The sequence below is a fragment of the Micromonospora noduli genome, assembly GCF_003264475.1.
Classification (GTDB): domain Bacteria; phylum Actinomycetota; class Actinomycetes; order Mycobacteriales; family Micromonosporaceae; genus Micromonospora; species Micromonospora noduli.
The window spans coordinates 15,441-38,646 of the sequence record NZ_PYAC01000001.1; the positions used below are offsets into that span (position 1 = coordinate 15,441).

Sequence of the window (23,206 nt, forward strand, 5' to 3'; positions counted from 1 at the left end):
AGGGTCGCCTGTCGGCCACGCCCCACGATGGTTAACTGACCGCATGGGAGAGCTCCTGCTGATCCGACACGGCGAGACCACCTGGAGCGCCAGCCTGCGGCACACCTCGTACACCGACCTGGAGCTGACCCCCGACGGCGAGCGACAGGCCCGCACCCTGGCCGCGTTCCTGGCCGGCCGGCGCTTCGCCACCGTGCTGAGCAGCCCCCGCTCCCGGGCGCTGCGCACCGCGCAGCTCGCCGGGCTCACCGTCGACGCCGTCGACGAGGACCTCAGCGAGTGGAACTACGGCGAGTACGAGGGCCGCACCACCGTCGACATCCACAACGACGATCCGCACTGGAACATCTGGACCGACGGCTGCCCCGGCGGGGAGTCCCCCGCGCAGGTGGGCGAACGGCTCGACCGGGTGCTGGCCCGCGTCACCCCGCTGCTCGACCGAGGCACCGTCGCGCTGGTCGGGCACGCGCACAGCCTGCGGGTGCTCGGTGCCCGCTGGATCGGTCTGCCCCCGTCCGCCGGCGGGCGGCTACGCCTGGAGACCGCCACGGTCAGCGCGCTCGGTCACGAACACGGCCGGCAGGTCATCCTGCGGTGGAACCAGCCGGCTCCTCCGGCGCCCGGGACCGCGACCGACTCGGTGCCGCAGAGCTGATCTTCGGCGGCCGGTTCTCGTACGGCGTGGACAACACCACCGTCGTCCGGGTCGTGACGTTCGCCGAGGTGCGGATCTCCTGGAGCACCCGCTCCAGGTCCGTGGGGCTGGCCACCCGCACCAGCAGCAGGTAGAAGTCCTCCCCCGCCACCGAATAGCAGGAGTCGATCTCCGGCAGGTGGGCCAACCGCTCCGGGGCGTCGTCCGGCTGCGACGGATCGAACGGCCGGATCGCCACGAAAGCGGTGAGCGGCAGGTCCAGCGCCTCGAACGACACCCGGGCGGCGTACCCCTTGATCACCCCGCGCTGCTCCAGCCGACGGACCCGCTGGTGCACGGCGGACACCGACAGCCCCACCCGCTCGGCCAGGTCGGTGTACGACAGACGGCCGTCGGCGGTCAGCGCGGCGACGATAGCGCGGTCGATCTCCTCCACGGCGTGCAACCTACCGGGAAAACCGTCGCACGGCGACGAGGTACCCGAGTGGCGGACCGCGGTGGGCCTCGACGCACCCACCGCAGCCCCACCACCACGTACCGTCGTCAGCCCTTGGCCAGCGCCCGGGAGATCACCATCCGCTGGATCTGGTTGGTGCCCTCCACGATCTGCAACACCTTCGCCTCACGCATGTACCGCTCCACCGGGTGGTCGGCCACGTAACCCGCGCCGCCGAGCACCTGCACCGCGTCGGTGGTCACCCGCATCGCCATGTCGGTGGCGAACAGCTTCGCCTTGGCCGCCTCGATCGAGTACGGGCGGCCGGCGTCGCGCAGCCGGGCCGCCGCCAGGGTCAGCGCGCGGGCGGCGGAGATCTGGGTGGCCGCGTCGGCGAGGAGGAACCCCAGCCCCTGGAAGTCGATGATGGAGCGCCCGAACTGCTGGCGCTCGCGGGCGTAGGAGACCGCGTAGTCCAGGGCGGCCTGGGCCAGCCCGACCGCGCACGCCGCGATGCCCAGCCGGCCGGAGTCCAGCGCGGACATCGCGATGGTGAAGCCCATCCCCTCGCCGCCGATCAACCGGTCGGCCGGCACCCGCGCCTCGTCGAAGGCGATCTGCGCCACCGGGGAGGCGCGCAGCCCCATCGTCCGCTCGGCTGCCTGCGGGGTGATGCCGGCCGTGCCCGCGTCGGCGAGCAGGCAGGAGATCCCCTTCGGGCCGGGCCCGCCGGTGCGGCAGAAGACGTTGTAGAAGTCGGCAGTGCGGGCGTGGGTGATCCATGCCTTGGTGCCGGAGACCAGGTACGCGTCGCCGTCGCGATCCGCCCGGGTGGTCAGCGCCGCCGCGTCCGAGCCACCCTGCGGCTCGGAGAGGCAGTACGCGCCCAGCAACTCGCCACCGAGCATGTCCGGCAGCAGCTTGCGCTGCTCGTCGCTGCCGAACGCCGCCACCGGGTAGCAGGACAGGGTGTGCACGCTGACCGCCTCGGCGACCGCGAGCCAGCGGCTGGCCAGGATCTCCAGCACCTGCAGGTACACCTCGTACGGCTGCGCCGCGCCGCCGTACTCCTCGGGGTAGGGCAGGCCGAGCAGGCCGGCGCGGCCCAGCGTGCGCAGCACCTCACGGGGGAACTCGGCGCGTTCCTCGAAGGCCGCGGCCTTCGGCGCGAGCTCGCCGTCGGCGAGCTCGGTGGCGAGACCCAGCAGGTCGTGGGCCTCGTCGGTGGGGAGGATCCGGTCGACAGTCATAGCGCGATGAGCTCCGTGGGGGTGGTGTTGAGCCGTTGCACGCCGTCCGTTGTGCAGACGACGATGTCCTCGATGCGGGCGCCGTGCCGGCCCGCCAGGTAGATGCCCGGTTCGATGGAGAACGCCATGCCGGCCTCGAGGGGTCGGTCGTTGCCGGCCACCAGGTACGGCTCCTCGTGCCCGTCCAGACCGATGCCGTGGCCGGTGCGGTGCAGGAACGCGGCACCGTAGCCGGCGGCGGCGATCGGCGCCCGGGCCGCGTCGTCGGCCGCCGCGCCGGTGATCCCGGGCCGCACCGCCGCGACGGCGGCGCGTTGGGCCTCGCACAGCACCGCGTAGTAGTCCAGGAAGTCGGCCGGCGCCGACCCGCCCGCCAGGTAGGTGCGGGTGCAGTCCGAGCGGTAGCCCGAGGGCATCGTGCCGCCGATGTCGACCACCACCGGCTCGCCGAACCCGATCGGTCGGTCCGAGGTGCCGTGGTGCGGGCTGGCCCCGTTCGGCCCGGCCGCCACGATGACGAAGTCGACTGTGACGTGCCCGGCGGCGCGGATCGCCGCGGCGATGTCGGTGGCGACCTCGGCCTCGGTGCGACCGGGGCGCAGCCACTCGCCCATCCGCAGGTGCACCTCGTCGATCGCCGCGCCGGCCTCGGCGAGCGCCGCGATCTCCGCCGGGGACTTGCGGATCCGCAGCTCGCGCAGCACCTCCCCGGCGAGCCGTTGCGCGGCGTCGGGCAGCGCCGCGCGCAGGCCGAGGACCTGCTCGGCCCACATCCGGTCGGCGAGCCCGACCGCCGCCACCGGGCCGTCGAGGGCGGCGACGACCAGGGGGTACGGGTCGGTGCCGTCGACGTGGTCGACGATGCGCACTCCGGTCGCCGGCGCGGGGGACGCCTCGGCGGCCGGGCGTTCGAGCCGGGGCACGACGAGGGTCGGCTCGCCCTCGGCGGGCAGCACCAGGCAGGTCAGCCGCTCCCCCGCGTGGGCGTCATACCCGGTCAGATACCGCAGGTCCGAGCCGGGCGTGAGCAGCAGGGCGTCCAGGCCGGCGGCGGCCGTCGCTCGCTGCGCGGCGATCAACCGATCCGGTGGATACAGCTCGTCGATTCCCACCCCGTCAGCTTAACGGTCGTTTGGGCAAACCCCATATCGACATCGATCGTCGGAAAATCCATCGACGTTGATTGACGCGGACAGTTAACACTCTTTAAGATTTGTGCTGCCTCGAGGCCCACCCGTCCCTGCGTCCCCGCACCCCCCGCCCGCGACAACCCTGCGCGGGCGGGTGTCGTCCCCCGCCCACGGGAAGGCCCCCGATGTCCTCACCACTGCGCCGCGCCCTCGCCGCCGGCCTGCTCGCGTTGGCCACCGCCGGCGCCACCCTCACCGTCATTCCCACCGCCGCGCAGGCCGTGGTGCTGCCGAACAACTTCAAGAGCGTCGGCTACATGCCCTCCTGGGCCGGCAACATCAACACCATCCAGTACAACAAGCTCACCCACATCAACTACGCCTTCGTCCTGCCCAACAGCAACGGCACCCTGCAAGGGGTGGACGGGGCCCGGCTCTCCTCGCTGGTCTCGCAGGGGCACGCCAACAACGTCAAGGTCTCCATCGCCGTCGGCGGCTGGAACGACGGCAACGACTCGGCCTTCGAGACGCTCGCCGCCAACCCCACCAGCCGCACCAACTTCGTCAACAACCTGGTCAACTTCGTCAACCAGTACAACCTCGACGGCGTCGACATGGACTGGGAGTACCCCGACGCGGGCGCCTCGGCCAACAACTACACGGCGCTCATGACACAGCTCAGCAGCGCCCTGCACAGTCGCGGCAAGCTGCTCACCGCCGCCGTGGTCAGCGAGGGCGGCAGCGTCCAGGGCGTCCAGACCGCCGTGTTCAACCAGGTCGACTGGCTCAACATCATGGCGTACGACGGCGGCAGCCCACACGCCAACTACGACTGGTCGATCAACAGCATCAACCTGTGGAAGGCCCGCGGCCTGCCGGCCAGCAAGGCCGTCCTCGGCATCCCGTTCTACAGCCGCCCCGTCTACTACAACTACTCGTACCTGGTCGGACTCGACCCGGCGAACGCCAACCGGGACTGCGCCACCATCGGCGGCAGCCAGCAGTGCTGGAACGGCATTCCGACCGTCAAGCGCAAGACGCAGTGGGCCCTCGCAAACGCCGGCGGCGTGATGAACTGGGAGCTGTCGCAGGACACCAGCGGCTCGACCTCACTGCTCAGCGCCATGTACGACACCATCATGGGCGGCACCACCCCGCCGCCGACCGGTCGCACCGGTCAGATCACCGGAATCGCCGGCAAGTGCGTCGACGTGGCGTCGGCGAGCACCGCCAACGGCGCCGCCGTCCAGCTCTGGGGCTGCAACGGCACCAACGCGCAGACCTGGACCGTGGCCAGCGACAGCACGCTGCGAGCCCTCGGCAAGTGCGCCGACATCACCAGCGGCTCCACCGCCAACGGCGCGAAGGTCCAACTCTGGGACTGCAACGGCAGCGGCGCGCAGGTCTGGCAGGCGCAGTCCAACGGCACGCTGCGCAACCCGCAGTCGAACAAGTGCCTCGACGCCAGCGACAACAGCTCCGCCGACGGCACCCGGTTGCAGATCTGGGACTGCTTCGCCGGCGCCAACCAGCGCTGGACGCTCCCGGCCTGACGCGGCGCCCGCCGGGCCCCCGCACCAGCCGGCTCGTAGTGCCCCCGGTCGACGCGAAGGCGTCAGCCGGGGGCCCCTGCGTGCTCGCCGACCACTGTGAGCATCTCTTGCACCGAGCCGGCCGGGTCGGTGACCGGGAACTGCACGGCCCGCACCACCGCCGTCGGGTCGACCAGCAGGGTCAGCCGCTTGAACCGGGTCACCCCACCCGCGCGGAACACCGGCAGCAGCAGCCCCGCCCCCAGTCGGCCGTCCTCGTCCGACAGCAGCGGAAACGGCAGTTCGGCGTACGCGGCGAAGTCGGCGAGCTGGTCGGGCCGCTGGGTGCTGATGCCGTACACCTGGACACCGGCGGTCACGAAGTCCGGGTGACGCTTGGCGTACGTGGTCGACTCCAGGGTGCACCCCCGGGCGCCGGGAATCTCCGCCCAGCCGGGCGGATAGCCGTGCGTCCCCGGCGCGTACGCCCCGGGGAACAGGTAGAGGACCGTCCACGCGGCGGTCGCGGCCACCGCCACCGGTTGCCCGTCGGCGGCGGGCAGGACGACAGCGGGCAACCGTCGGCCGACCAGGTCGTGCGCGCGGCGCGCCTCGGCCGAGCCGGCGTCGGCCGTCGCGGTCACGTCACCGTCGCCCATCAGGTGCCTCGTTCCCCAGTCCTGCAGCGCGATCAGCACCGGCAACAGCCCCTCGCCCCTCGCCGTGAGCAGATAGTCGTACCGCGGTGGGTGTCGCGAATACGGTCTGCGCTCCAGCACACCGTGCTCGACCAGGGCGCCGAGGCGCTCGGTCAGCGCCCGCCGGCTGACGCCCAGCTCGCGTTGGAGCGCGTCGAAGCGGGTCGTCCCGCCGGCGACGTCCCGCACGATGAGGAACGTCCACCAGTCCCCCAGTACGCCGAGCGCCTGCGCGATGCCGCAGTCCGCATCAGCAAGATCCTCTCGCCGCACCGGCTACCTCCATTGGTCCCGTCCCGACTATAGTCCGTTCCGGATTGGAACGCTCTGCATCGACGACCGGCAGCGGTCCGCGCGTCGGTTTCCCTGATCGAACGCCACCGGTAGCCATAGCCTGGAATCGGGGAGCCGCCCGGACTCCCCGACCGGGAGGACCGACGTGGCAGCGAACCAGGCGAGCAGGGCGGCGACCCGCCGTCGCCGCCAACTGTGGGCCGGGGTCCTCGCACTCGTCGGCCTGGTCCTGCTGGTCATCGGCGTCACCGTCGCCGACGGCGTCGCGGCCTGGGTCGAGGTGGTGGTCGCGATCCTGCTGCTGGTGACCAGCTACGTCGTGCAGCGCCTGGCCCGACGGGAGACCGTCTACCGGCCCGACGAGCGACGCTGACACCACCGGCGGCCGGGCGTACGCCAGATCGTCGGACGGTTGTGCCAGGCTGTCCGGCGTGGCACACCGACCCCCGATCCTGCTGATCGACGCAGCCAGCCTCTACTTCCGGGCCTACTTCGGCATTCCGGAGTCCGCCGCCAAGGCCGAGGACGGCACACCGGTCAACGCGGTGCGCGGCTTCCTCGACATGCTCGCCACCCTGATCCGGGTGCGGGGCGCCGACCGGATGATCTGCGCACTGGACTACGACTGGCGCCCGGCGTGGCGGGTCGACCTGCTGCCGTCGTACAAGGCGCACCGGGTCGCCCCGCAGGGCGGCGAGATCGTTCCGGACACCCTCTCCCCGCAGGTGCCGATGATCCTGGAGGTGCTGACCGCGGTGGGCATCACCGCGGTCGGCGCGACCGGCTACGAGGCGGACGACGTGCTCGGCACCCTCTCGGTGACCCAGCCCGGCCCGGTCGAGGTGGTCTCCGGCGACCGCGACCTGTTCCAACTCGTCGACGACGCCCGACCGGTCCGACTGCTCTACGTCGGGCGCGGCGTCGCCAAGCTCGACGACTGCGACGATGCCGCCGTACGGGCCCGCTACGGCGTGCCCGCCGACCGGTACGCCGACTTCGCCGCACTGCGCGGCGACCCGAGTGACGGGCTGCCCGGGGTGGCCGGCGTCGGCGACAAGACCGCCGCACGGCTCATCGAGCGGTACGGCAGCATCGCCGGCATCCTGGCCGCGCTCGACGACTCCGACTCGTCCTTCGCACCGGGCCTGCGCGCCAAGCTGGTCGCGGCGCGCGACTACCTGGGCGTCGCGCCGACGGTGGTCCGGGTCGCCCTGGACGTGCCCCTGCCGGAGCTGCCCACCGCGCTGCCGAGCGCGCCGGCCGACCCGGACCGGCTGCTCGAGCTCGCCCAACGGTGGAACCTGGCCGGCTCGACCCGCCGCCTGGTCGACGCCCTCGCCGCCCCCCGTGGCGACGGGAAGCCGTCGACACCTCCGCAAGCGGGGTAACCACCCGACACAACCCGGTTGAGGGACGAGCGGGCGAACGCAGGATCCCGCGCTCGCCCGCTCGTTACCGTCGCTAGAGGTGGACCGGACAGGCCCATCGAGTCGAGCGGTTCCGCAGGAGTATCCCGTGCACCTCGCCGCGCCGGAGCCCGGATCGCCACGGGCCAGCGGTCCGCCGGTGCGCGACCCGGAGGGCCCGCGCCGGGTCACCCTCCTCGAACTCTTCTTCGACCTGGTGTACGTGGTCGCACTGGCCCTCATCTCACGGGGAATGGTCGACCAACTCGACTGGCACCGGGCCGCCGAGGCACTGATCATGCTGGCCGCCGTCTGGTGGACCTGGGCGATCACCACGCTGGTCACCGACCTGTACGACCCGGAACGCACCGAGATCAAGCTGCTGATCAGCGCCGTGATGTTCGGCGCGCTGCTGATGACCACGGCGATTCCGGAGGCGTTCAACAACCGGGGGCTCGTCTTCGCCGGCACGTACGTGGCGATTCACCTGGGGCGTGGACTGTTCCTGATGCCGGCCGTACGGCGCGAACCGCAGACCCAGCGTCGGGCGGCCCGCATCTTCATCTGGTTCTCGGTGTCGGCGATCCCGTGGCTCATCGGCGCATTCGTCAGCGGGGACGCCCGGATCGCGTGCTGGGCCAGCGCGCTCGCCATCGACTACCTCGGCTTCCGGCTCGCGTACCCGGTGCCGGGGCTCGGGGTGGTGCCCGAAAAGCAGCGCAACGTCACTGCGGAGCATCTCTCCGAGCGCTACCAGCAGTTCTTCATCATCGCGCTCGGCGACGCGATCCTGACGATCGGCACCATGTTCAGCATGGAGCACAACGAGGCCGAGAACATCGGGGCCTTCGCTGTGGCGTTCCTGACCACGCTGCTGCTCTGGCGGATCTACGTGCACAAGTCCGGCGAGCTGCTGCCGACCGCCATCCAGGCCGCCGAGTCGCCCAGCAAGTTCCTGTTCAGCGCGCCGTACACCCATCTGTTGATGATTTCCGGCGTGGTCACCACGGCGGCCGGCTTCCACCTGGTGCTGCACGAGCCGACCGGACGGATCCCGCCGGCCTGGCTGGCGGTGATCCTCGGCGGCCCGGCGCTGTTCCTGGCCGGCCGGGCCTCGTTCGAGTACGAGGTGTTCAGCCGGGTGTCGTGGTCCCGACCCGGCGGTGTGCTGGCGCTGCTGACCATCGCCCCCGGGCTGCTGTACCTGCCGCCGGTGTTCGCCTCCCTCGGTGGGCTGCTGGTGCTGGTCGGCGTGGCCTACGCGGACTTCCGGCGTAGCCACGGCAAGCCGCCGGAGGCCCCGTCACCGCCGCACTGAGCCGAACCCGCCGTTCACAGCGGAATCGGGCCGGCCAGCAGCCGGCCGGCGTCGGGCACATACGGCTCGACGCCCAGACCGGTGAGCAGTTGATGCACGGTCGCCGTCGCCGCGGTGAGCACCGGGCGGCCGAGACTGGCCTCCACCTGCGGCACGGCCGCCAACGACGGCAGCTGCACGCAGGCGGAGAGGATCACCGCGTCCACGTCGGTCACGTCCAGCCGATCGGCCAGCTCGACCAGCCGCGCCGCGGGGATGCGCCCGACCGCCACGTTGTCCGGCTCGCAGAGGCTCACCGCGTCGGTCACCTGTACGCCGTACGCGGCGAGGTAGGCGGCGACGGTCGCGGTCAACGGCGGCAGGTACGGCGCGATCAGGGCCACCCGGCGGGCACCCAGCGCCCGCAGCCCGGCCACCAGCGCGCCGGCACTGGTCACCACCGGCATGTCGTGCCCGGCGCGACCGGCCGCGCGGCCCAACCGCCGCCCGGCCCGCTCGTGCGCGCCGGCGCCCTCGCACATCACCGCCACCAGACAGGCGTACGCGAGCACGTCGCAGCGGGCGTCGGCCAGCTCGGCGGCACACCGCAGGGCGGAGCGGTTCATCCGGGCCAACTCGTCGGCGGTCACCTGACGCAGCCGTACCCGGCTGGCGTGGGTGGTGAAGCGGACCGTCGGATCGACGACCTCACGTCGGCGCAGCATCTCCGGGATCTCGGTTTCCATTGTGGTGTTGGAACTGGGCACCACCAGGCCGATGCGGTAGTCGCTCACACCAGTGCCCCGGCGTACCCGCGGACCTGCAGTCGTTCCCGGGCACCTCCGGCGAGGCGCACCTGTAGGCCGAGCGGCGCGGCGGCGCGTCGGACGTCGTCCAGGTGCAGCGATCCGTGCCGGTCCACGGTGAGCACCGGCGGTTCTTCGAGGTCACCCTCCGGCGCGTGGAACGAGAGCAGGGTCACCGAGGTGGTGAGGTAGCCCGGGTAGGCGGCGCGGGCCGCGGCCTCGTCCCGGTGGACCAGCACCACCAGATCGTCGAGGTGGGCGAAGTCCGCGGCGAGGGCGCCCGCCTTCCAGTGCGCCGGTTCCTCCGCCGCGCCGGTGAGATGCCGGGAGCGGTTCGCCGAGGTGATGTAGAGGTGATCCGTTCCGGTCTCGGTGAGCGCCCGCTCGAAGAAGGCGTTGGACGGGCAGGTCAGCCCCGGCGCGATCACCTGGGTGGTCCGTATCCCCTGGTCGATCTGGGTGAGATGCTCGGGGAGCCGATCCGCCGCGGGCCCACGGAAGCCGAAGGGCCCCGCCCCGTAGAGGGCGTCCATCAGCGCCCGCACCCGACCGACCGGCAACCGCGGCGAGATCCGCGTCCAGTCGAACATCCCGGGAATCCGGCCGATCGCGGTGGTGATGCTGCCGACCTGGTGTGCCGGTCGGCCCTTGGCCAGGTTGACCCGGCGTACGGTCGCCGCGTCGGGACGCGTCACGATGACGTAGAAGTTGGCGAACGCCGCCGCGACGATCGCGCCGCCAGCAAGCGCGCGGGCCGCGACCGCGACGTCCTCGGGGCGGTCGATGTACAGGGGCGGTGTCGGGGCGTCCATGAGTCCTCCTCGGCGGGGCCGTGAGGCAGTTCTACGTCCACCCACCCGGATGACGGCGAGGTCGGTCGCCGATCCGATAGCCCACAGGTGCTACCCGGTGCGGGCGGCGGATGCCCGGGCGGTACACAACGGCGGACGGCATCGGCCGGATGGGGGATCCGGCGGGGGTCGTAGCACGCAACCGTTAGCCGCGCGACCCGATTGGGTACAACGGCTGCACCTCAGATCCACCACATACCCCCAGGAGGCAGCGATGCGCGGCACCTCGATTCTCGGAGTCATCGTCGTGATCTGGTTGGTGATCGGCGCCATCGCCGGTGGCCAGCGCGGTTATTACAGCGGCGACGACACCAACTGCGCCGAGGCCGGCACCATCCTGGTCACCATCGTGGCCGGGCCGTTGAACTACATCGGCGCCAACCCGAAGGTCGACTGCAAGCTGCCCGAGCCTTCCAAGTAGACGACAGACGTACCCCGGCCCGTGCCCCCGCAGTGGGGGCACGGGCCGGTTCCGTTCGGCGGGATCGCGCCGGAGCACCAGACGAGTAAGTCCCTACCGTGGCTGAGGCTGGCGGCGGGGCGGACGCGGTGTTAAGCGGTATACCTCAAAGTCATATTCATACCTCTGAGGTATACCGCTCAACAGCACATCAACATGGCCGGCCGAAGCGCACACCCCGACCCGCACTCCGGGTTGCCGCAGTGCTCGCGTTCCGCGTCGCGGGCGGCACACCGCCTAAGGCATCCTAGGAGGCTGGTTTGCGGCTCGGCGGCGTTTGTCCGCGCCGGGGCCGGGAACCGCCGATGCCTCAGTCAGCGAACGGGATCGGGAGTGTGGCATGCAGATCGGCTACAAGCTGGCCTCGGAGGGGTACGGCCCACAGGAGATTATCCGGCAGGCCGTCCTGGCCGAGCGGGCCGGCTTCGACTTCGTCGAGATGAGCGACCACTTCCATCCGTGGCTGGACGCTCAGGGGCACTCGTCCTTCACCTGGAGCGTGCTCGGCGCCATCGCGGCCAAGACCACCACCCTGCGCCTGGCCACCGGGGTCACCTGCCCGACCGTCCGTTACCACCCGGCGATCATCGCGCAGGCCGCGGCGACCATGGCACTGATCTCCGACGGCCGGTTCACCCTCGGGGTGGGCGCCGGAGAGCGGCTCAACGAGCACGTGGTCGGTCAGGGCTTCCCCAGCGTGCGGGGGCGACACGAGCGACTACGCGAGGCGCTGGAGATCATCCGGCTGCTCTGGCAGGGCGGCTACCAGTCGTACGAGGGCCGGCACCTGCAACTGGAGGACGCCCGGATCTTCGACCTGCCGGACACCCTGCCCGTGATCGCGGTGGCGGCCAGCGGTGAAGCGTCGGCGCGGCTCGCCGCCGAGTTGGGCGACGGCCTGTTCGCCACCGAGCCGGACGCGTCGATCGTCGAGCACTACCGCCGCGCCCAGGGTGCGGGCCCGCGCTACGCCGAGGTGCCACTGGCCTGGGCCACCGACGAGCAACAGGCGGTGCAGGCGGTGTTGCAGACGAGCCGGTGGATGGTCACCGGCTGGAAGGTGATGAGCGAACTGCCGAACCCGGTCAACTTCGACGCGGCCAGCGCGTACGTCGAGGAGAAGCACATCCGGCAGCTCTTCGCCATCGGCCCGGACCCGGAACCGCACGTCGCCAAGGTCCGGTCGTACGTCGAGGCCGGCTTCGACCACATCGTCCTGCAGAACGCCGGCCCCGACCCGGACGGCTTCCTCGACTTCTTCGCCGGCGACCTCTCCGGCCGGCTGCGCGCCATGGGTTGACGCCGTGCTGAGGAGCAGGTCGGCGGCGTCGGTGGCCACCGGGCTCGGCGGTCGGCGAGGGGCCGAGGGCGTCACGTGACGACAAAGCACCGCCCGCCCCGGACGATCGTCCGGGGCGGGCGGTGCACTCAGGATGAATGCGCTCGGGATGGTGCGCGGGTCGACGCTCAGCGGAAGCAGTGCGCGATCGGCACCTGGCTGCCCTCGCAGTTGGTCGGCTCGTTCTCGACCACCACGCTCTCATCGTCGATCTTGACCTGGGCGTGCATGCCGAAGATGCCGCCGGGCTTCACCGTCGACGCGTTGTGGGTGACCTTGCTGGTGTAGATCGCCACCGAGCCCGCGCTGGCGTAGATGCCGCCGCCCTGGGACGCGGCGCCGACAGCCTCGTTACGGGTCACGTCGCTGCCGCGGACCAGCAGGTTCGCCTTCTCGGCGTAGATGCCGGCTCCGAGGCCGTGGGTGGTGTTGCCGTCGATCACACTGTCGTCGATCGGCGTCAGGCCCTTCACTGTCGAGACGCCGCCGCCGTTGACTGTGGACGTGTTGCCGCGGATGGTCATCGTGCGCATCACCAGCACCGCGTCGGAGTTGGCGGCACCGCCGCCGACCTGCGCGGTGTTGTTCAGCAGCTCGGTGTCGGAGACCTTCGTCCGGGCCGAGAAGCTGGCCAGCCCGCCACCCTGGGCGGCGCTGTTCCGGGTGAAGGAGACGCTCTCCACGTCGGCGGCACCACGGTAGTTGCCCAGCCCGCCGCCGTAGGCGTTGGCGCTGTTGCGGTGGAACTCCGAGCGCTTCAGTGTCAGCACGCCGCCGTTGAGCAGGCCCCCGCCCTTGCCTGCGGCGCCGGAGGCGCTGTTGCCGACGAACGTGGAGTCGGTGACCACCATGTTGCCGTCGTTGAAGATGCCGCCGCCGCCCCCCTCGGGCGACAGCGAGGTGCTCTGCGTGACGGTGACCCGTTCGACCACGGCCGTGGCGCCGTGCACCACGTGCACGCTGCCGCCCTCGATGGCCGAGCGGCCGTTGTGCAGTTCCACGTCGCGAAGGGTCAGCTCGCCGCCGTCGCGGACGGTGAAGAAGCGGAACGAGGCGGCCTGGGCGGCCCGGGCGATGGTGGCGCCCGCGCCGTCGATCGTGATCGGCTGGTAGATCACCGGCAGGCCAGCGGTGTCGTCGGCCGGGTTGTGCGGCGGCGCCTCAGCGTCGCCGGGTGTCTCCGCGGCGTCGGCCGCCTCCCGGGCGTCACGGATCCCGCCGTCGTACTGGTCGGTCTCGTGGAACGCCTCGGTGAGGGTGTAACGGCACTTGGGCGCGAGCCGAAGTTCGCCGCCGCCCTCGGCGTTGGCAGTGACCAGCGCCGCCACCAGCTTCGCGGCGTCGCACGGCACCGACACCACGCCCCGCTTACCGGTGCCCGGGGTGGTGGGGCGGGCCCGCTCCGCGTCGTCCTGGCCGGGCTGCGGAACCCGCCGGTCGTCGTCGCGGCGGTCGTCGTCGGCTGCCGGGGTCAGCCGGGCCAGACCGGGGAGGGTGAGGGCGCGGTCGGCGGCGGCGGCCGCTCCGGCCGCTCCCACGACCAGGCTCCCCGCCAGCAAGCCGCTGGCTAAGAACCATCGGGAGCGCCGTCTGGGTCGGGTCGCGCGGTCTCCCTCTCGGTACGTGGACATCAACGGTGCCTACCTTCCTGCGTACGTGACGTGGCCGCGCGCCGATTCGGGCGCGGGGGGCTCGACGTGTTCGCCGGCTACCAAACGTCACGATAAGTCCGTAATACGGACAGGAAGGTGTGAACGTGAATAGTGCCCTCTTTCATCTTCAAAGCTGTCAGAGCGGCATCGAGGTCACCCGCCGACGTGGATGCCGGGCCGACGCAGCGGGTCCCGTTCGGTCCGGCGGATGATCTCCCGCACCACCGGCGGGGTGTCCCCCCGGCCCAGGATGAGGTAGCGCGCCAGGTGCGCGATCGGGCTGCCCTCCGACCACTCGAAGTGCGCGTGCGGCCGGACCCCGGTGGCGTCGCGCAGGGCCAGCAGGATCGCGGCGATCGCGTTCGGCGCCGCCGGGCTGTTGGCCCGCAGCACCCGGAAGCCGCCCACCTCGATCCCGTGTACGCGCAGCACCTGACTGAACTCCGACGGATCGACCACATCGATCTCCAGAAACAGCACGTCCGCGGCCCCGGGCACCGGATTCATCCCGCGCTGCGCCCGCTCCTTGAGCGTGTACTCCTTCACCGACCCCTTCTGCCGCTTGTTCGCGATCAGGTGCAGCTGCCCGTCGTGCGCCAGCGACTCGGTGATGAACCGACGGGCAGCCTCGTCGAACTCGATCCGCTCGGCGCGCAGCTCGGTGGTCCGGGTGACCCGGGAGACCAACGAGACCACGATGATGCCGAGGATGAACAGCGCGGAGATCGTGATGCCGTCCGGCTGTTCGATGACGTTCTCCAGCAGCGCGTACAGCAGCACCAGGGTCAGCACGGTGAAGCCGATCGCGGAGCCGCGCCGATGATGACGGGCCGCGGAAATCGTCACCGCCACCGCCCCGGAGACCATCATGGCCAGGATCCCGGTGGCGTACGCCCCGGCCTGGGCGTTGACGTCGGCGCGGAAGGCGATCGTGATGGCGACGCTGACGACGGTGTAGACGATCACCACGGGGCGTACCGCCCGCGCCCACTCCGGCGCCATGCCGTACGACGGCAGGTAGCGCGGCACGATGTTGATCAGCCCGGCCATCGCCGAGGCTCCGGCGAACCAGAGGATGAGCACGCTGCTCACGTCGTAGACGCTGCCGAACACCTCCCCCAGGTAGGCGTGCGCCAAAAACGCCAGCGCCCGCCCGTTCGCGCCGCCGCCCGGCCGGAACTCCTCCGCCGGAATGAGCGCAGTGGTCACGAAGGTGGTCGAGATCAGATACACGGACATGATCAACGCGGCGGTGGTGAGCAGCCGACGTGTGTTGCGGATCCGGGCGGCGAGCCGGGCCTGCTTGTCCGGGCCGTCGGCCGCCACCAGGGGCATCATGCTGACCCCGGTCTCGAAACCGGACAGCCCCAGCACCAGCAGCGGGAACGCCAGCACGGCGGTGAACAGCACCTGGCCCGGTCCGCCACCGGTCGAGGTCACCGCGGCCGTCCAGTTCGACACGATGTCCGGGTCCTCGACGATCCGGGCCACCGCGACCACGACGATCACCGCGTTGAGCACCAGGAAGACCGCGACCAGCGGGATGGCCACCACCACCGCCTCGCGGAACCCGAGCAGGAACACCCCGCCGAGGATGAGCAGCAGCACCACCGTCACCACTACCGGCACCAGGGACCCGTGCAGGACGTCCGGCAGGTACGGGTTCTCCAGCAGGTGCACTGTGGCGTCGGCAGAGGAGAGGGTGATCGTGATGATCCAGGAGGTGGCCACGAAGCCGAGCAGCACGAGGACGAAGATCTTGCCCCGCCAGAACGGCAACAACCGCTCCAACATCGCCACCGAACCCTGACCGTGCGGGCTCTCGTGGGCCACCCGCCGGTACATCGGCAGCATGCCCAACAGGGTGAGCACGACGATCAACAGGGTCGCCAGCGGGGAGAGCGCCCCGGCCGCCACCGCCGCGATGCCCGGCAGGTACGACAGCGTGGAGAAGTAGTCCACGCCGGTCAGGCACATCACCTGCCACCAGGCGTGCCGACGGTTCTGTCCCTCGCTCGCCTCGGGGCCGGGCGGCTGCACCTGGTGCTGAAAGAGCCACCGGCGCAGCGGGCTGGCCGGCGGCGCCGAGCGGGCCGGGGTGGCCACGCGTTCGGGCACCACGACGCCCTGCCGGCCGCCCCGGTGTGGGCGGGCTGGATCGCGGGCCGCCCGCAGCGCAGGGTCCGGCCCGCTCGGCGTGTGGCGGCGCCCGTTCCAGCGCCGTGGTTTCGCCCGGTGCTCGTCAGCCATCGCCAGTCCCACCCTCACAGGTCCTGATCTGACGGTAGGCGGTGTCCCGGTGCCCGATCGGCGGAACCGGGCACCTGTTCGGCCTGCTCAGGACAGGTCCGCGACGGCGAGCAGACGGGCCAGCGCGGGCGGGTCGGCGATCGTCACCGTGGCCGCCGGGTGCCGGGGCCGCCCCCCGGGCACCAGCGCCGGCACCGGCACGCCGAAGCGCAGGCAGATCCCGCCGGCCGCGCTGCTGCCGAAGGTCGCGCCGCCGTCGGCCAGCGACAGGTGCGGGCCGATCGCCCGCCACCAGCGGTACGGCCCGCTCAGCTCGACGCCGGTGACGTTGTCCCGGTCGGTCCGCAGCCGCCACGGCCCGTACCGGATCATCAGGTCCCGTTCGGTGACGGCGACCCAGGCGGTCGCCGGGCGGACCCCCAGCAGCGCCAGCATCGGGCGGAACACCGGATCGAAGCGGAACGGAAACCGGGCCACGACGCCGGTCATCGGGCGCCGGGCCGAGCGGTGGGTCGCGACACCGGGCCGCCCGGCCGCAGGGGGCCGGGCCGCGCGGGCCGGGGGCGGGCGGCGGGCCGGCGCCGGGCCAGGACGGTCATGGCGCGGGCGTACCCGATCCCAGCCCGCCGACACCCCCGGATCCGCACGCCGTCAACGTGACCCCCGTTCGGCGCTCCCCCACCGCCGGCCGGCACCCCCCGGGCCGGCCGACGGTGGCAGACGGTCGACACCCCCCGGGCCGACCGGCTGTCCCCTGCGTGCCCGGCCCGACCTCGGGCGGCCACGCGGGGTGGAACTGGTGGGACGCGCCCCCGCGCTCCGCCGCCCCCCACGGGGCGGAGCGCGGGGGCCCCCCGTCCCGGCTACTGCAGGAACGCCCCGAGGGGCGAGAGCAGCAACCGGCCGAGCGCCGCGGCGTTGTCGTCCAACCGTGTGCGCTCACACTCGCGGGCGTCCGGATCGTGCCGGCACCGCCAGATCTTCTGCGCGTTACGCCAGGCGACATCGCGGGTGTACTCGACCAGTTCCCCCTGGTACCAGTCGTCGATGTCGCCGTTGAGCATGTCGATGAGCAGCTGCCACCGCTCCAGGTAGCCCCGGCGCAGGCCGGGGATCTTGTCCGCGAAGATGTTGTTGATCTCGAGGTAGTCGTGGTGCTGGTCGCTGCCGTCGACCGGCTCCGACTCCAGGTGGTCGAACGTGGTCACCAGGGCGAACGGCAGATCGAAGTTGATGTGCGCGTTCACCCCGGCCGCCGCCGACGGCAGCGGACGGGCATCCGGCCCCCGCATCCGCTCGAAGAGGCACGACCACGCCTTCGGGGTGCCGGGGCTGGAGTCGGTCCACAGCCGCATCGCGTCGAAGTACCGGGCGGCGAACTCGACGTCGAGCCGGGAGAGGAAGACCGGATCGATGAAGCGGTCGTCGTACAGCCCGTCCAGCACACTGCTGGTGATGGTCAGGTAGAGCTTGTTGAAGTCAGCGAGGGGGCAACTGGCCTCCAACGGCGGCAACCGGACCAGCATGTCCTGGAGCTTGGTCAGATGATCGACCACGGCCGGCACGTCCGCGGGATGATCGGCGAGCAGGTCGACGATGTCCCGGTGCACGGGCCCCCAGACCGGTTCGATCATTTCTCCTCCATTGTGGTCGGCGGCATCCCCCGTGCCGTCGTCGACGCGGCCCAGCCTCTCAGCCGACACCGGGCCACCGGATCAGTAAAACGACGTATCCCGGCGCGCACACGCGCCGGGATACGTACTTCAGTGGTGGGTCGGTCAGCTTCGTTGGTTGCGCAACTGGATCGCGCTGGCCTGCACGCGGGTACGGACCTGGAGCTTGTCGAAGATGTGTGACACGTGCACCCCGATGGTCCGCTCGCTGATGAACAGCCGCTGCCCGATCTCCCTGTTGGTCAACCCCTCGGCGACCAGGGCGAGCACTTCCCGCTCCCGGGCGGTGAGCGCCGCCAACTCGTCGTCGGACGCCTCGACCGGGACGCCGCGCGTGCCGGTGGTGCTGTCGCGCTCGTCCAGCGACACCCGAGCCCGCCCGGCCAGCTCCCGGATCTCCGAGGTCAGCGGCACCGCGCCCAACCCCTGCGCCACCCGGTAGGCCTCCCGCAGGAGCTTGCCGGCGGTGGCCACCCGGCTGCGCCGAGCCAGCAGCGCCTCGGCCTGCCGCAGCCGCGAGTAGGCCGCCGGATAGGGGTGATTGCGGCGATCCCACTCGGCCGCCGACGCGGCCCACAGCTCCGGATCGCTGCCGTCGAGGCGGCTCACCTCGGCGGCGCACAGCGCCAGGAAGCCCTCCACCACCGAGCGCACCGGCCGGGCGGCCCCGGCGCTCTTGCGGGCCACCCGCTCGGCCACGTCCCGCAGCCGACGCACCGCCGTCGGGTCCACCTCCACCGTGCGGCTGGCGTGCGCCTCCGCCTCGGCGCGCAGGCCGTGCCAGACCAGCGCGGAGAGGATCATCACGTCGTCGGAACGGCTCTCGGTGAGGCCGCGCTGCACCGCCTGGCGGGCCACGTCGTGCCGGCCCTCCCACATGGCCAGCCCGGAACGCAGGGTGAGCAGCGGAATGACGTGTCGCGCCCCGCCGCCGGCGAGCAGGGTCGCCACCGCGTCGAGGTCCCGACCGGCGGCCTCGATGTCGCCGTAGCCCACAGACAGCCGGCACCGGGCCAACAGCAGCTCCACGGCGTCCGCACCGGACGGTCGGTGCCGCAGGGCGGCGGCCACCACCTTCTCCGCCTCGGCCCACTGGCCCACCCGGAACAGTCCGTTGATGGCGATGGCCAGCAGCCGGGTGCCCCAGGTGCGGCCCAGCCCCAGCTCGGCCACCCGTTCGGCGCCCCGCCGGGCCACCACCACGCCCTCTTCGAGGACGTTCAGCGGCCCGGTCAGCAGCTCCGCCAGGTGCAGGTACGCGCAGGCCACGTCCTCGGGCTGGCCGGCACGCTCGGCGGTGTCGAGCGCGTCGCGCATGACCGCCAGACCGGCGTCCGGGTCTTCCAGACAGGCGTCGCTGAAGCCCAACGCCGAACTGGCCAGCACCACCTCGGTGGCCGAGCCCGCCACGTTCTCGGCCAACGCCAACGCCTCACGGGCCCGCGCACCGGCGTCGGCGTACCGACCCAGGTGCAGCAGCAGCTCGGCCAGGCGGGCGGCGGCGCTGGCCCGGTCCCGAGGAGAACAGTCCTCCGCCTTCAGCGCCCGCTGGTATTCCTCCTCGGCCAGCGCGGAGCGACCGGCGGCGGCCAGGTAGCGGGCCCGGCGGATGTGCAGCGCGCAGCTCGGCTCACCACCCCGCAGCGTGGCCAACTCCTCCAGCAGTGCCAACGCGCGGGCGTGCTCCCCACAGTGGTGAGCCGCCTCGGCGGCGTTCTCGAGCAATTCGACCCGGTCCACAGTCAGCGGGCCAGGCTCGGCGGCCAACTGCAACGCGGCCGACCAGTGCCGGTGCGCCTCGGCGTAACCGTGCAGCCGCTCGGCCTCCTGGGCGGCGGCCACCGCCGCCGGCAGGGCGCGCGCCGGCTCGCCGGCCAGCCGCCAGTGGTGCGCCAGCCGGGCCTGGTGCAGCTCACCGGGCGCCGTGGTCAGCGCCTCGGCGTAGCGGCGGTGCAGCCCGGAACGCTCGGCCGGCAGCAGCTCGTGCGCCAGCACCTCGGCCACCAGACGGTGCCGCAGCCGGTAGCCCTCGTCGGCGCCGACCAGCAGCCGGTGCGCCACCGCGGCCCGGGCCGCGGCGATCAGCTCGTCCTCCGGCATCCGCAGCACCTCGGCCAGCAGCCAGTGCTGCACCGGCTCGACCCCGGCGGCCACTGCGTGCACCACGGCGTGCGCGTGCTGGGGCAGCGCGTCGACCCGGTCGAGGAAGATCTCCCGCAGCGTCTCGGACAGGCCGTCGCGGCCGTCGCGCAGATCCCGGGCCAGCTCCTCGATGACGAACGGGTTGCCGCCGCTGCGCTGCCACACCTGCTCTGCCGCGTCGGCGGTCAGCGTCCGGCCGACCACCGCGGCGGCGAGCGTCTCGGTGTCGGCCCGGCCCAGCGGCGCCAGGTCGAGCACCCGCACCGTGCGGAGTCGACGCAGCTCGGTGAGCACCCGGCGCAACGGGTGCGCGCCCTGCAACGACTCGGCACGCACCGCCGCCAGCACCGACAGCTGAAGATCGCCCAGGCCGGCGAGGAGGTAGAGCAGGAGCTGCCGGGTGCTGCGGTCGACCCACTGGAGGTCGTCCAGGATCAGCACCAGCGGGCGACCCTCGGCGATCAGGTGCAGGCCACGGGAGACGCGCTCCAGCAACGCGCCCGCGCCGTCCGGCCCGGCGGTCTCGTCGGCGAACATCTGCAGCAGCCCCCGCACCGCCGAGGAGGTGCGGGCGGGCGAGGTGGACACCTCGGTGTCGAACCGGCGCAGCGCCTGCAACAGCGGGTGCAGCGGGGAGGCGTCACCGATGTCCAGGCAGCTGCCGGTGAGCACCACGGCGCCCCGCTCCCGTAGGCGGTCGCCGATCTCGCCCAACAGCCGGGTCTTTCCCACACCGCTCTCGCCGGTCAGGAAGACCGCAGCGGTCTGCCCGTGCGCGGCGTCACCGAGCAACGCGGACCGAACCGTCTGCACCAGCTCGGCCCGGCCCACGAGCGGTGCGGTGTCCACATCGCTGGCCATGCCACGCAGCCTAATCACAGGGCCCCATACCGTTCTACGTCCGCCCACCGCTTGTGGTACTCCTCGCGTCGACTTTGCGACTAAAGGTTGCAGGTGGCCGACATACGTCGTTCGGCAGATCCCCCGTCGGCCCAGGAATGCCAATCTCCGGAGGTGATCAGGCAACCGCGGGGAGAAAGGCCGGTGCGACACCCATGACCACCAGCATCATCGTCGACACGCAACGGACCGTCACCCCGCTCTGGCCGGTACCCCAGGAGAGGCGCGTCGTCACCGTCCTCTTCGCGGACATCGTCGGCTCAACGGCCCTGGTGGACCGGCTCGACCCCGAGGACGTCCGAGCGTTGCAGCGGGCCTACTTCGACACCGTCGCAGGTGTGCTGCACCGCTGGCACGGGGTGGTGGAGAAGTACATCGGCGACGCCGTGATGGCGCTCTTCGGCGCTCGGCACTCCGACGGCTTCGACGCGTACCGGGCGGTGCGCGCCGGGCTCGAGATCCAGGCCGCGCTGGACCGACGGCCCATGGTCGACGGCATCAAGCTGCGCGTCCGGGTCGGTGTCGCCACCGGCGAGGTCGTGGTCGACCTGGGCGACGTCGTCACCGGTGGGCACGGCGTGGCCAGCGGCGCGGTGATCACCACCGCGGCCCGCCTGCAGGAGTACGCCGCGCCCGGTGCCGTCGCGCTCTGCGCGGCCACAGCGCGCGCCACCGCCGGCCTGATCACCCAACGTCAGCTGACGCCGGTGCCGGTCGCCGGCCGGGTGCCGCCGGTGCCGGTCTGGCACGCCGTCGGTCCGGTACGCCCCGGCGCCGACCGGCACGACGGCCCGTTGATCGGTCGACGCCGCGAACTGGCCACCATCCGCGACCAGTTGGGCGCGGCCATCCGAAACCGGACGCCACGCTGGATCTCACTGGTCGGCCCCACCGGCAGTGGCCGCAGCCGGCTGCTGCACGAGCTGACCCGGGGGCTGACCACGGTGGACGGATTGCCGGTCCGCTGGTGCGTGGCGACCTGTCAGCCGTACCCCGATCAGGTGTTGGCGCCGGTCGCGCACCTGCTACGGGGCCTCGCCGGGATCCGGCACAGCGACGGCCCGGCGGCGGTCCACGACCGGCTCGTCGCCGCTCTGACGCCGCTGTTTCCGCCGACCCGGGTGGCCACCGCGGTCCCGGCGCTCCAGCGGATGCTGACCACCCCGGACGGCTCGGCCGCCGCGCTCGCCGGCGCGGCGATCTGCCGCGAGGTCCTGCTGCGGCTGGCCGCCCACCGGCCGCTGATCGTGGCCGTCGACGACCTGGACCGGGCCGCGCCAGCGGTGAGCCGCTTCCTGCACGCGCTGTTCGGCGCGGCGACGGAGCGCGGGCTGCCGCTGGCCCTGCTCACCGTGCACCAGCCGCAGTGGGCCGACACCCGCCCCGGTCCGGCCCGCCAGATGACGATCGGACCACTGGCCACGGTGCAGTCCGGACGGCTGCTGCGCCACCTGCTCACCCGGGCCGGGCAGCCGGTGGCTCTGGTCGACCGGCTGCTGCCGCTGGTGGGAGGCCGCCCCGGGCACGCGACGGCGTACGTCACGTCGCTGGTGGACGGCGCCGATCCGGCGGCGCTCCCGCTGCCCGAGGCGGTACGGCGGGCCGTCGGCGCGGAACTGGATCACCTCGACGGTGAGCGGCGGGCGGTGCTGATGGCCGCCGGCACCCTCGGCGGTCTGATCTCCGGGGCGGCCGTGGACCAGGCACTCGGCTGGACGCCCGGCCGGTCCGCACCCGCGCTCCGCACGCTGGTCGCCGCCGGGCTGCTGCTCCCCCACCACGTCGACGGGTACGCGTTCGCCGCTCCGGCGCTGCGCCAGGTCGCCGCCGAGCGGTTGCCCCGCGCCCTGCGGGCCGTCTTCCAGCGCCGGGCCGCCGGCGCGACGCACCTCGACACCGTGCACCGGGAGACCGACCCGGCCGCTGGTGCGGTCAACGGTTCGGCGGCGAGGAGTGCGGAGATCGTGCGCCTCGACACCGTCGGCGCTCGGACCGGCCGCCTCGACACCGTCTTCGCGGCGCTGGCCCCGGCAGGGCCGGGCGGTGCCACCGGCCCGACCGCGCTGAGACGAGGCAGTCCCAGCCCGACGATGGCCACCCGTCCCGCCGCGTCGGGTCCCAACGCCGACCGTACGGCGGGCCCACGCCGGCTCCGAGCCGTCGCCTCGGCGGGCGACGTACCGCCGACGCCGGCCGCAGCGGTGTCCCGACCTGCGCTCGGTGCGGGCGGTAACCCGTTCCGGGACCCCGGACGGCCCGCAGCGCCGATCCGCCCCACGCCAGCGAGTTCGGCTGGGCACTGGACACTCGCCGACGCCGGCACTCCACGGGGCGTGGTGCGGGCAATACCCCGCCCACCGTTGGTCCGCCCACTGGAGGGCCTGCCCGCCTCCGCCTGACTCCGATGATCACTTGATGCCCGGCAGCCGAACCGA

Annotated in this window: 19 protein-coding genes; 8 read left to right on the forward strand and 11 right to left on the reverse strand. The window is 72.4% G+C overall.

The features are described 5' to 3' along the window. The first annotated feature begins 43 nt into the window (after window positions 1-43). Window positions 44-655, forward strand: a complete 612-nt coding sequence (locus tag MED15_RS00075) for a histidine phosphatase family protein (protein ID WP_112601072.1) — start codon at window positions 44-46, stop codon at window positions 653-655. Here the strand turns inward: MED15_RS00075 and MED15_RS00080 are convergent. The 3 genes from MED15_RS00080 to MED15_RS00090 form a co-directional block, all read right to left on the reverse strand. Continuing rightward, window positions 585-1,091 carry an Lrp/AsnC family transcriptional regulator gene (locus tag MED15_RS00080; protein ID WP_091398289.1) on the reverse strand — a complete coding sequence of 169 codons (507 nt, stop codon included), beginning with the start codon at window positions 1,089-1,091 and terminating at the stop codon, window positions 585-587. The two genes, MED15_RS00075 and MED15_RS00080, sit on opposite strands and share 71 nt — an antisense overlap. 107 nt (window positions 1,092-1,198) lie before the next feature. Continuing rightward, window positions 1,199-2,341, reverse strand: coding sequence for an acyl-CoA dehydrogenase family protein (locus MED15_RS00085; protein WP_112588011.1), 1,143 nt, complete (start codon window positions 2,339-2,341; stop codon window positions 1,199-1,201). After that, window positions 2,338-3,453 (reverse strand): M24 family metallopeptidase, encoded by a 1,116-nt coding sequence (locus tag MED15_RS00090; protein ID WP_112734515.1) that lies wholly within the window; start codon window positions 3,451-3,453, stop codon window positions 2,338-2,340. Before MED15_RS00090 ends, MED15_RS00085 begins: the two co-directional genes overlap by 4 nt. Before the next feature lie 203 nt (window positions 3,454-3,656). Between MED15_RS00090 and MED15_RS00095 the strand changes: the two genes are divergently transcribed. Continuing rightward, window positions 3,657-5,024, forward strand: coding sequence for a glycosyl hydrolase family 18 protein (locus MED15_RS00095; RefSeq protein ID WP_112588015.1), 1,368 nt, complete (start codon window positions 3,657-3,659; stop codon window positions 5,022-5,024). A 62-nt stretch (window positions 5,025-5,086) separates the two neighbouring features. Here the strand turns inward: MED15_RS00095 and MED15_RS00100 are convergent, their stop codons facing one another. Then, window positions 5,087-5,974, reverse strand: a complete 888-nt coding sequence (locus MED15_RS00100) for a winged helix-turn-helix transcriptional regulator (RefSeq protein WP_112734516.1) — start codon at window positions 5,972-5,974, stop codon at window positions 5,087-5,089. Between the two features lie 166 nt (window positions 5,975-6,140). Between MED15_RS00100 and MED15_RS00105 the strand changes: the two genes are divergently transcribed. From MED15_RS00105 to MED15_RS00115, 3 genes are all read left to right on the forward strand, one after another. Beyond that, on the forward strand, window positions 6,141-6,368 hold the full coding sequence (locus MED15_RS00105; protein ID WP_112588019.1) for a hypothetical protein: 228 nt from the start codon (window positions 6,141-6,143) through the stop codon (window positions 6,366-6,368). 58 nt (window positions 6,369-6,426) lie between these two features. Beyond that, window positions 6,427-7,383: a 5'-3' exonuclease gene (locus MED15_RS00110; RefSeq protein WP_112734517.1), complete on the forward strand. Its 957-nt coding sequence runs from the start codon at window positions 6,427-6,429 to the stop codon at window positions 7,381-7,383. Between the two features lie 127 nt (window positions 7,384-7,510). Then, window positions 7,511-8,719 carry a low temperature requirement protein A gene (locus MED15_RS00115; RefSeq protein ID WP_112588023.1) on the forward strand — a complete coding sequence of 403 codons (1,209 nt, stop codon included), beginning with the start codon at window positions 7,511-7,513 and terminating at the stop codon, window positions 8,717-8,719. A 14-nt stretch (window positions 8,720-8,733) separates the two neighbouring features. Here the strand turns inward: MED15_RS00115 and MED15_RS00120 are convergent, their stop codons facing one another. Further along, window positions 8,734-9,492, reverse strand: coding sequence for a maleate cis-trans isomerase family protein (locus tag MED15_RS00120; protein ID WP_112734518.1), 759 nt, complete (start codon window positions 9,490-9,492; stop codon window positions 8,734-8,736). Then, on the reverse strand, window positions 9,489-10,316 hold the full coding sequence (locus MED15_RS00125) for a hypothetical protein (RefSeq protein WP_112601069.1): 828 nt from the start codon (window positions 10,314-10,316) through the stop codon (window positions 9,489-9,491). Before MED15_RS00125 ends, MED15_RS00120 begins: the two co-directional genes overlap by 4 nt. Before the next feature lie 253 nt (window positions 10,317-10,569). Here MED15_RS00125 and MED15_RS00130 point away from each other — a divergent pair, with 253 nt between their 5' ends. After that, window positions 10,570-10,776: a hypothetical protein gene (locus MED15_RS00130; protein WP_007460667.1), complete on the forward strand. Its 207-nt coding sequence runs from the start codon at window positions 10,570-10,572 to the stop codon at window positions 10,774-10,776. Window positions 10,777-11,155: 379 nt separating this feature from the next. After that, entirely contained in the window at window positions 11,156-12,115 is a 960-nt protein-coding gene (locus MED15_RS00135; protein ID WP_112734519.1) for a TIGR03557 family F420-dependent LLM class oxidoreductase, read from the forward strand. 167 nt (window positions 12,116-12,282) lie between these two features. On the opposite strand, the gene MED15_RS00140 is transcribed toward MED15_RS00135, so the two are convergent. The 5 genes from MED15_RS00140 to MED15_RS00160 form a co-directional block, all read right to left on the reverse strand. Then, the gene (locus MED15_RS00140) at window positions 12,283-13,785 is read right to left on the reverse strand and encodes a right-handed parallel beta-helix repeat-containing protein (RefSeq protein ID WP_112588031.1); all 1,503 of its coding nucleotides are present in this window, start codon (window positions 13,783-13,785) and stop codon (window positions 12,283-12,285) included. Between the two features lie 174 nt (window positions 13,786-13,959). Continuing rightward, the gene (locus MED15_RS00145; protein ID WP_208646427.1) at window positions 13,960-16,056 is read right to left on the reverse strand and encodes an amino acid transporter; all 2,097 of its coding nucleotides are present in this window, start codon (window positions 16,054-16,056) and stop codon (window positions 13,960-13,962) included. Between the two features lie 87 nt (window positions 16,057-16,143). Continuing rightward, window positions 16,144-16,533: a hypothetical protein gene (locus MED15_RS00150; RefSeq protein ID WP_244220310.1), complete on the reverse strand. Its 390-nt coding sequence runs from the start codon at window positions 16,531-16,533 to the stop codon at window positions 16,144-16,146. A gap of 386 nt (window positions 16,534-16,919) precedes the next feature. Beyond that, the gene (locus MED15_RS00155; protein WP_091398349.1) at window positions 16,920-17,690 is read right to left on the reverse strand and encodes a DUF5995 family protein; all 771 of its coding nucleotides are present in this window, start codon (window positions 17,688-17,690) and stop codon (window positions 16,920-16,922) included. A gap of 144 nt (window positions 17,691-17,834) precedes the next feature. After that, the gene (locus MED15_RS00160; protein ID WP_112601062.1) at window positions 17,835-20,732 is read right to left on the reverse strand and encodes a helix-turn-helix transcriptional regulator; all 2,898 of its coding nucleotides are present in this window, start codon (window positions 20,730-20,732) and stop codon (window positions 17,835-17,837) included. Between the two features lie 194 nt (window positions 20,733-20,926). Between MED15_RS00160 and MED15_RS00165 the strand changes: the two genes are divergently transcribed. Then, window positions 20,927-23,170 (forward strand): adenylate/guanylate cyclase domain-containing protein, encoded by a 2,244-nt coding sequence (locus MED15_RS00165; RefSeq protein WP_112700281.1) that lies wholly within the window; start codon window positions 20,927-20,929, stop codon window positions 23,168-23,170. The last annotated feature ends 36 nt before the right edge of the window (window positions 23,171-23,206 follow it).

Excerpts from the sequence above, each read along its gene's own strand:
- MED15_RS00075 (WP_112601072.1), top strand. The coding sequence starts at position 44 with ATGGGAGAGCTCCTGCTGATCCGACACGGCGAGACCACCTGGAGCGCC.
- MED15_RS00085 (WP_112588011.1), bottom strand. The coding sequence starts at position 2,341 with ATGACTGTCGACCGGATCCTCCCCACCGACGAGGCCCACGACCTGCTG.
- MED15_RS00095 (WP_112588015.1), top strand. The coding sequence starts at position 3,657 with ATGTCCTCACCACTGCGCCGCGCCCTCGCCGCCGGCCTGCTCGCGTTG.
- MED15_RS00125 (WP_112601069.1), bottom strand. The coding sequence starts at position 10,316 with ATGGACGCCCCGACACCGCCCCTGTACATCGACCGCCCCGAGGACGTC.
- MED15_RS00130 (WP_007460667.1), top strand. The coding sequence starts at position 10,570 with ATGCGCGGCACCTCGATTCTCGGAGTCATCGTCGTGATCTGGTTGGTG.
- MED15_RS00135 (WP_112734519.1), top strand. The coding sequence starts at position 11,156 with ATGCAGATCGGCTACAAGCTGGCCTCGGAGGGGTACGGCCCACAGGAG.
- MED15_RS00140 (WP_112588031.1), bottom strand. The coding sequence starts at position 13,785 with ATGTCCACGTACCGAGAGGGAGACCGCGCGACCCGACCCAGACGGCGC.
- MED15_RS00145 (WP_208646427.1), bottom strand. The coding sequence starts at position 16,056 with ATGGCTGACGAGCACCGGGCGAAACCACGGCGCTGGAACGGGCGCCGC.
- MED15_RS00155 (WP_091398349.1), bottom strand. The coding sequence starts at position 17,690 with ATGATCGAACCGGTCTGGGGGCCCGTGCACCGGGACATCGTCGACCTG.
- MED15_RS00160 (WP_112601062.1), bottom strand. The coding sequence starts at position 20,732 with ATGGCCAGCGATGTGGACACCGCACCGCTCGTGGGCCGGGCCGAGCTG.
- MED15_RS00165 (WP_112700281.1), top strand. The coding sequence starts at position 20,927 with ATGACCACCAGCATCATCGTCGACACGCAACGGACCGTCACCCCGCTC.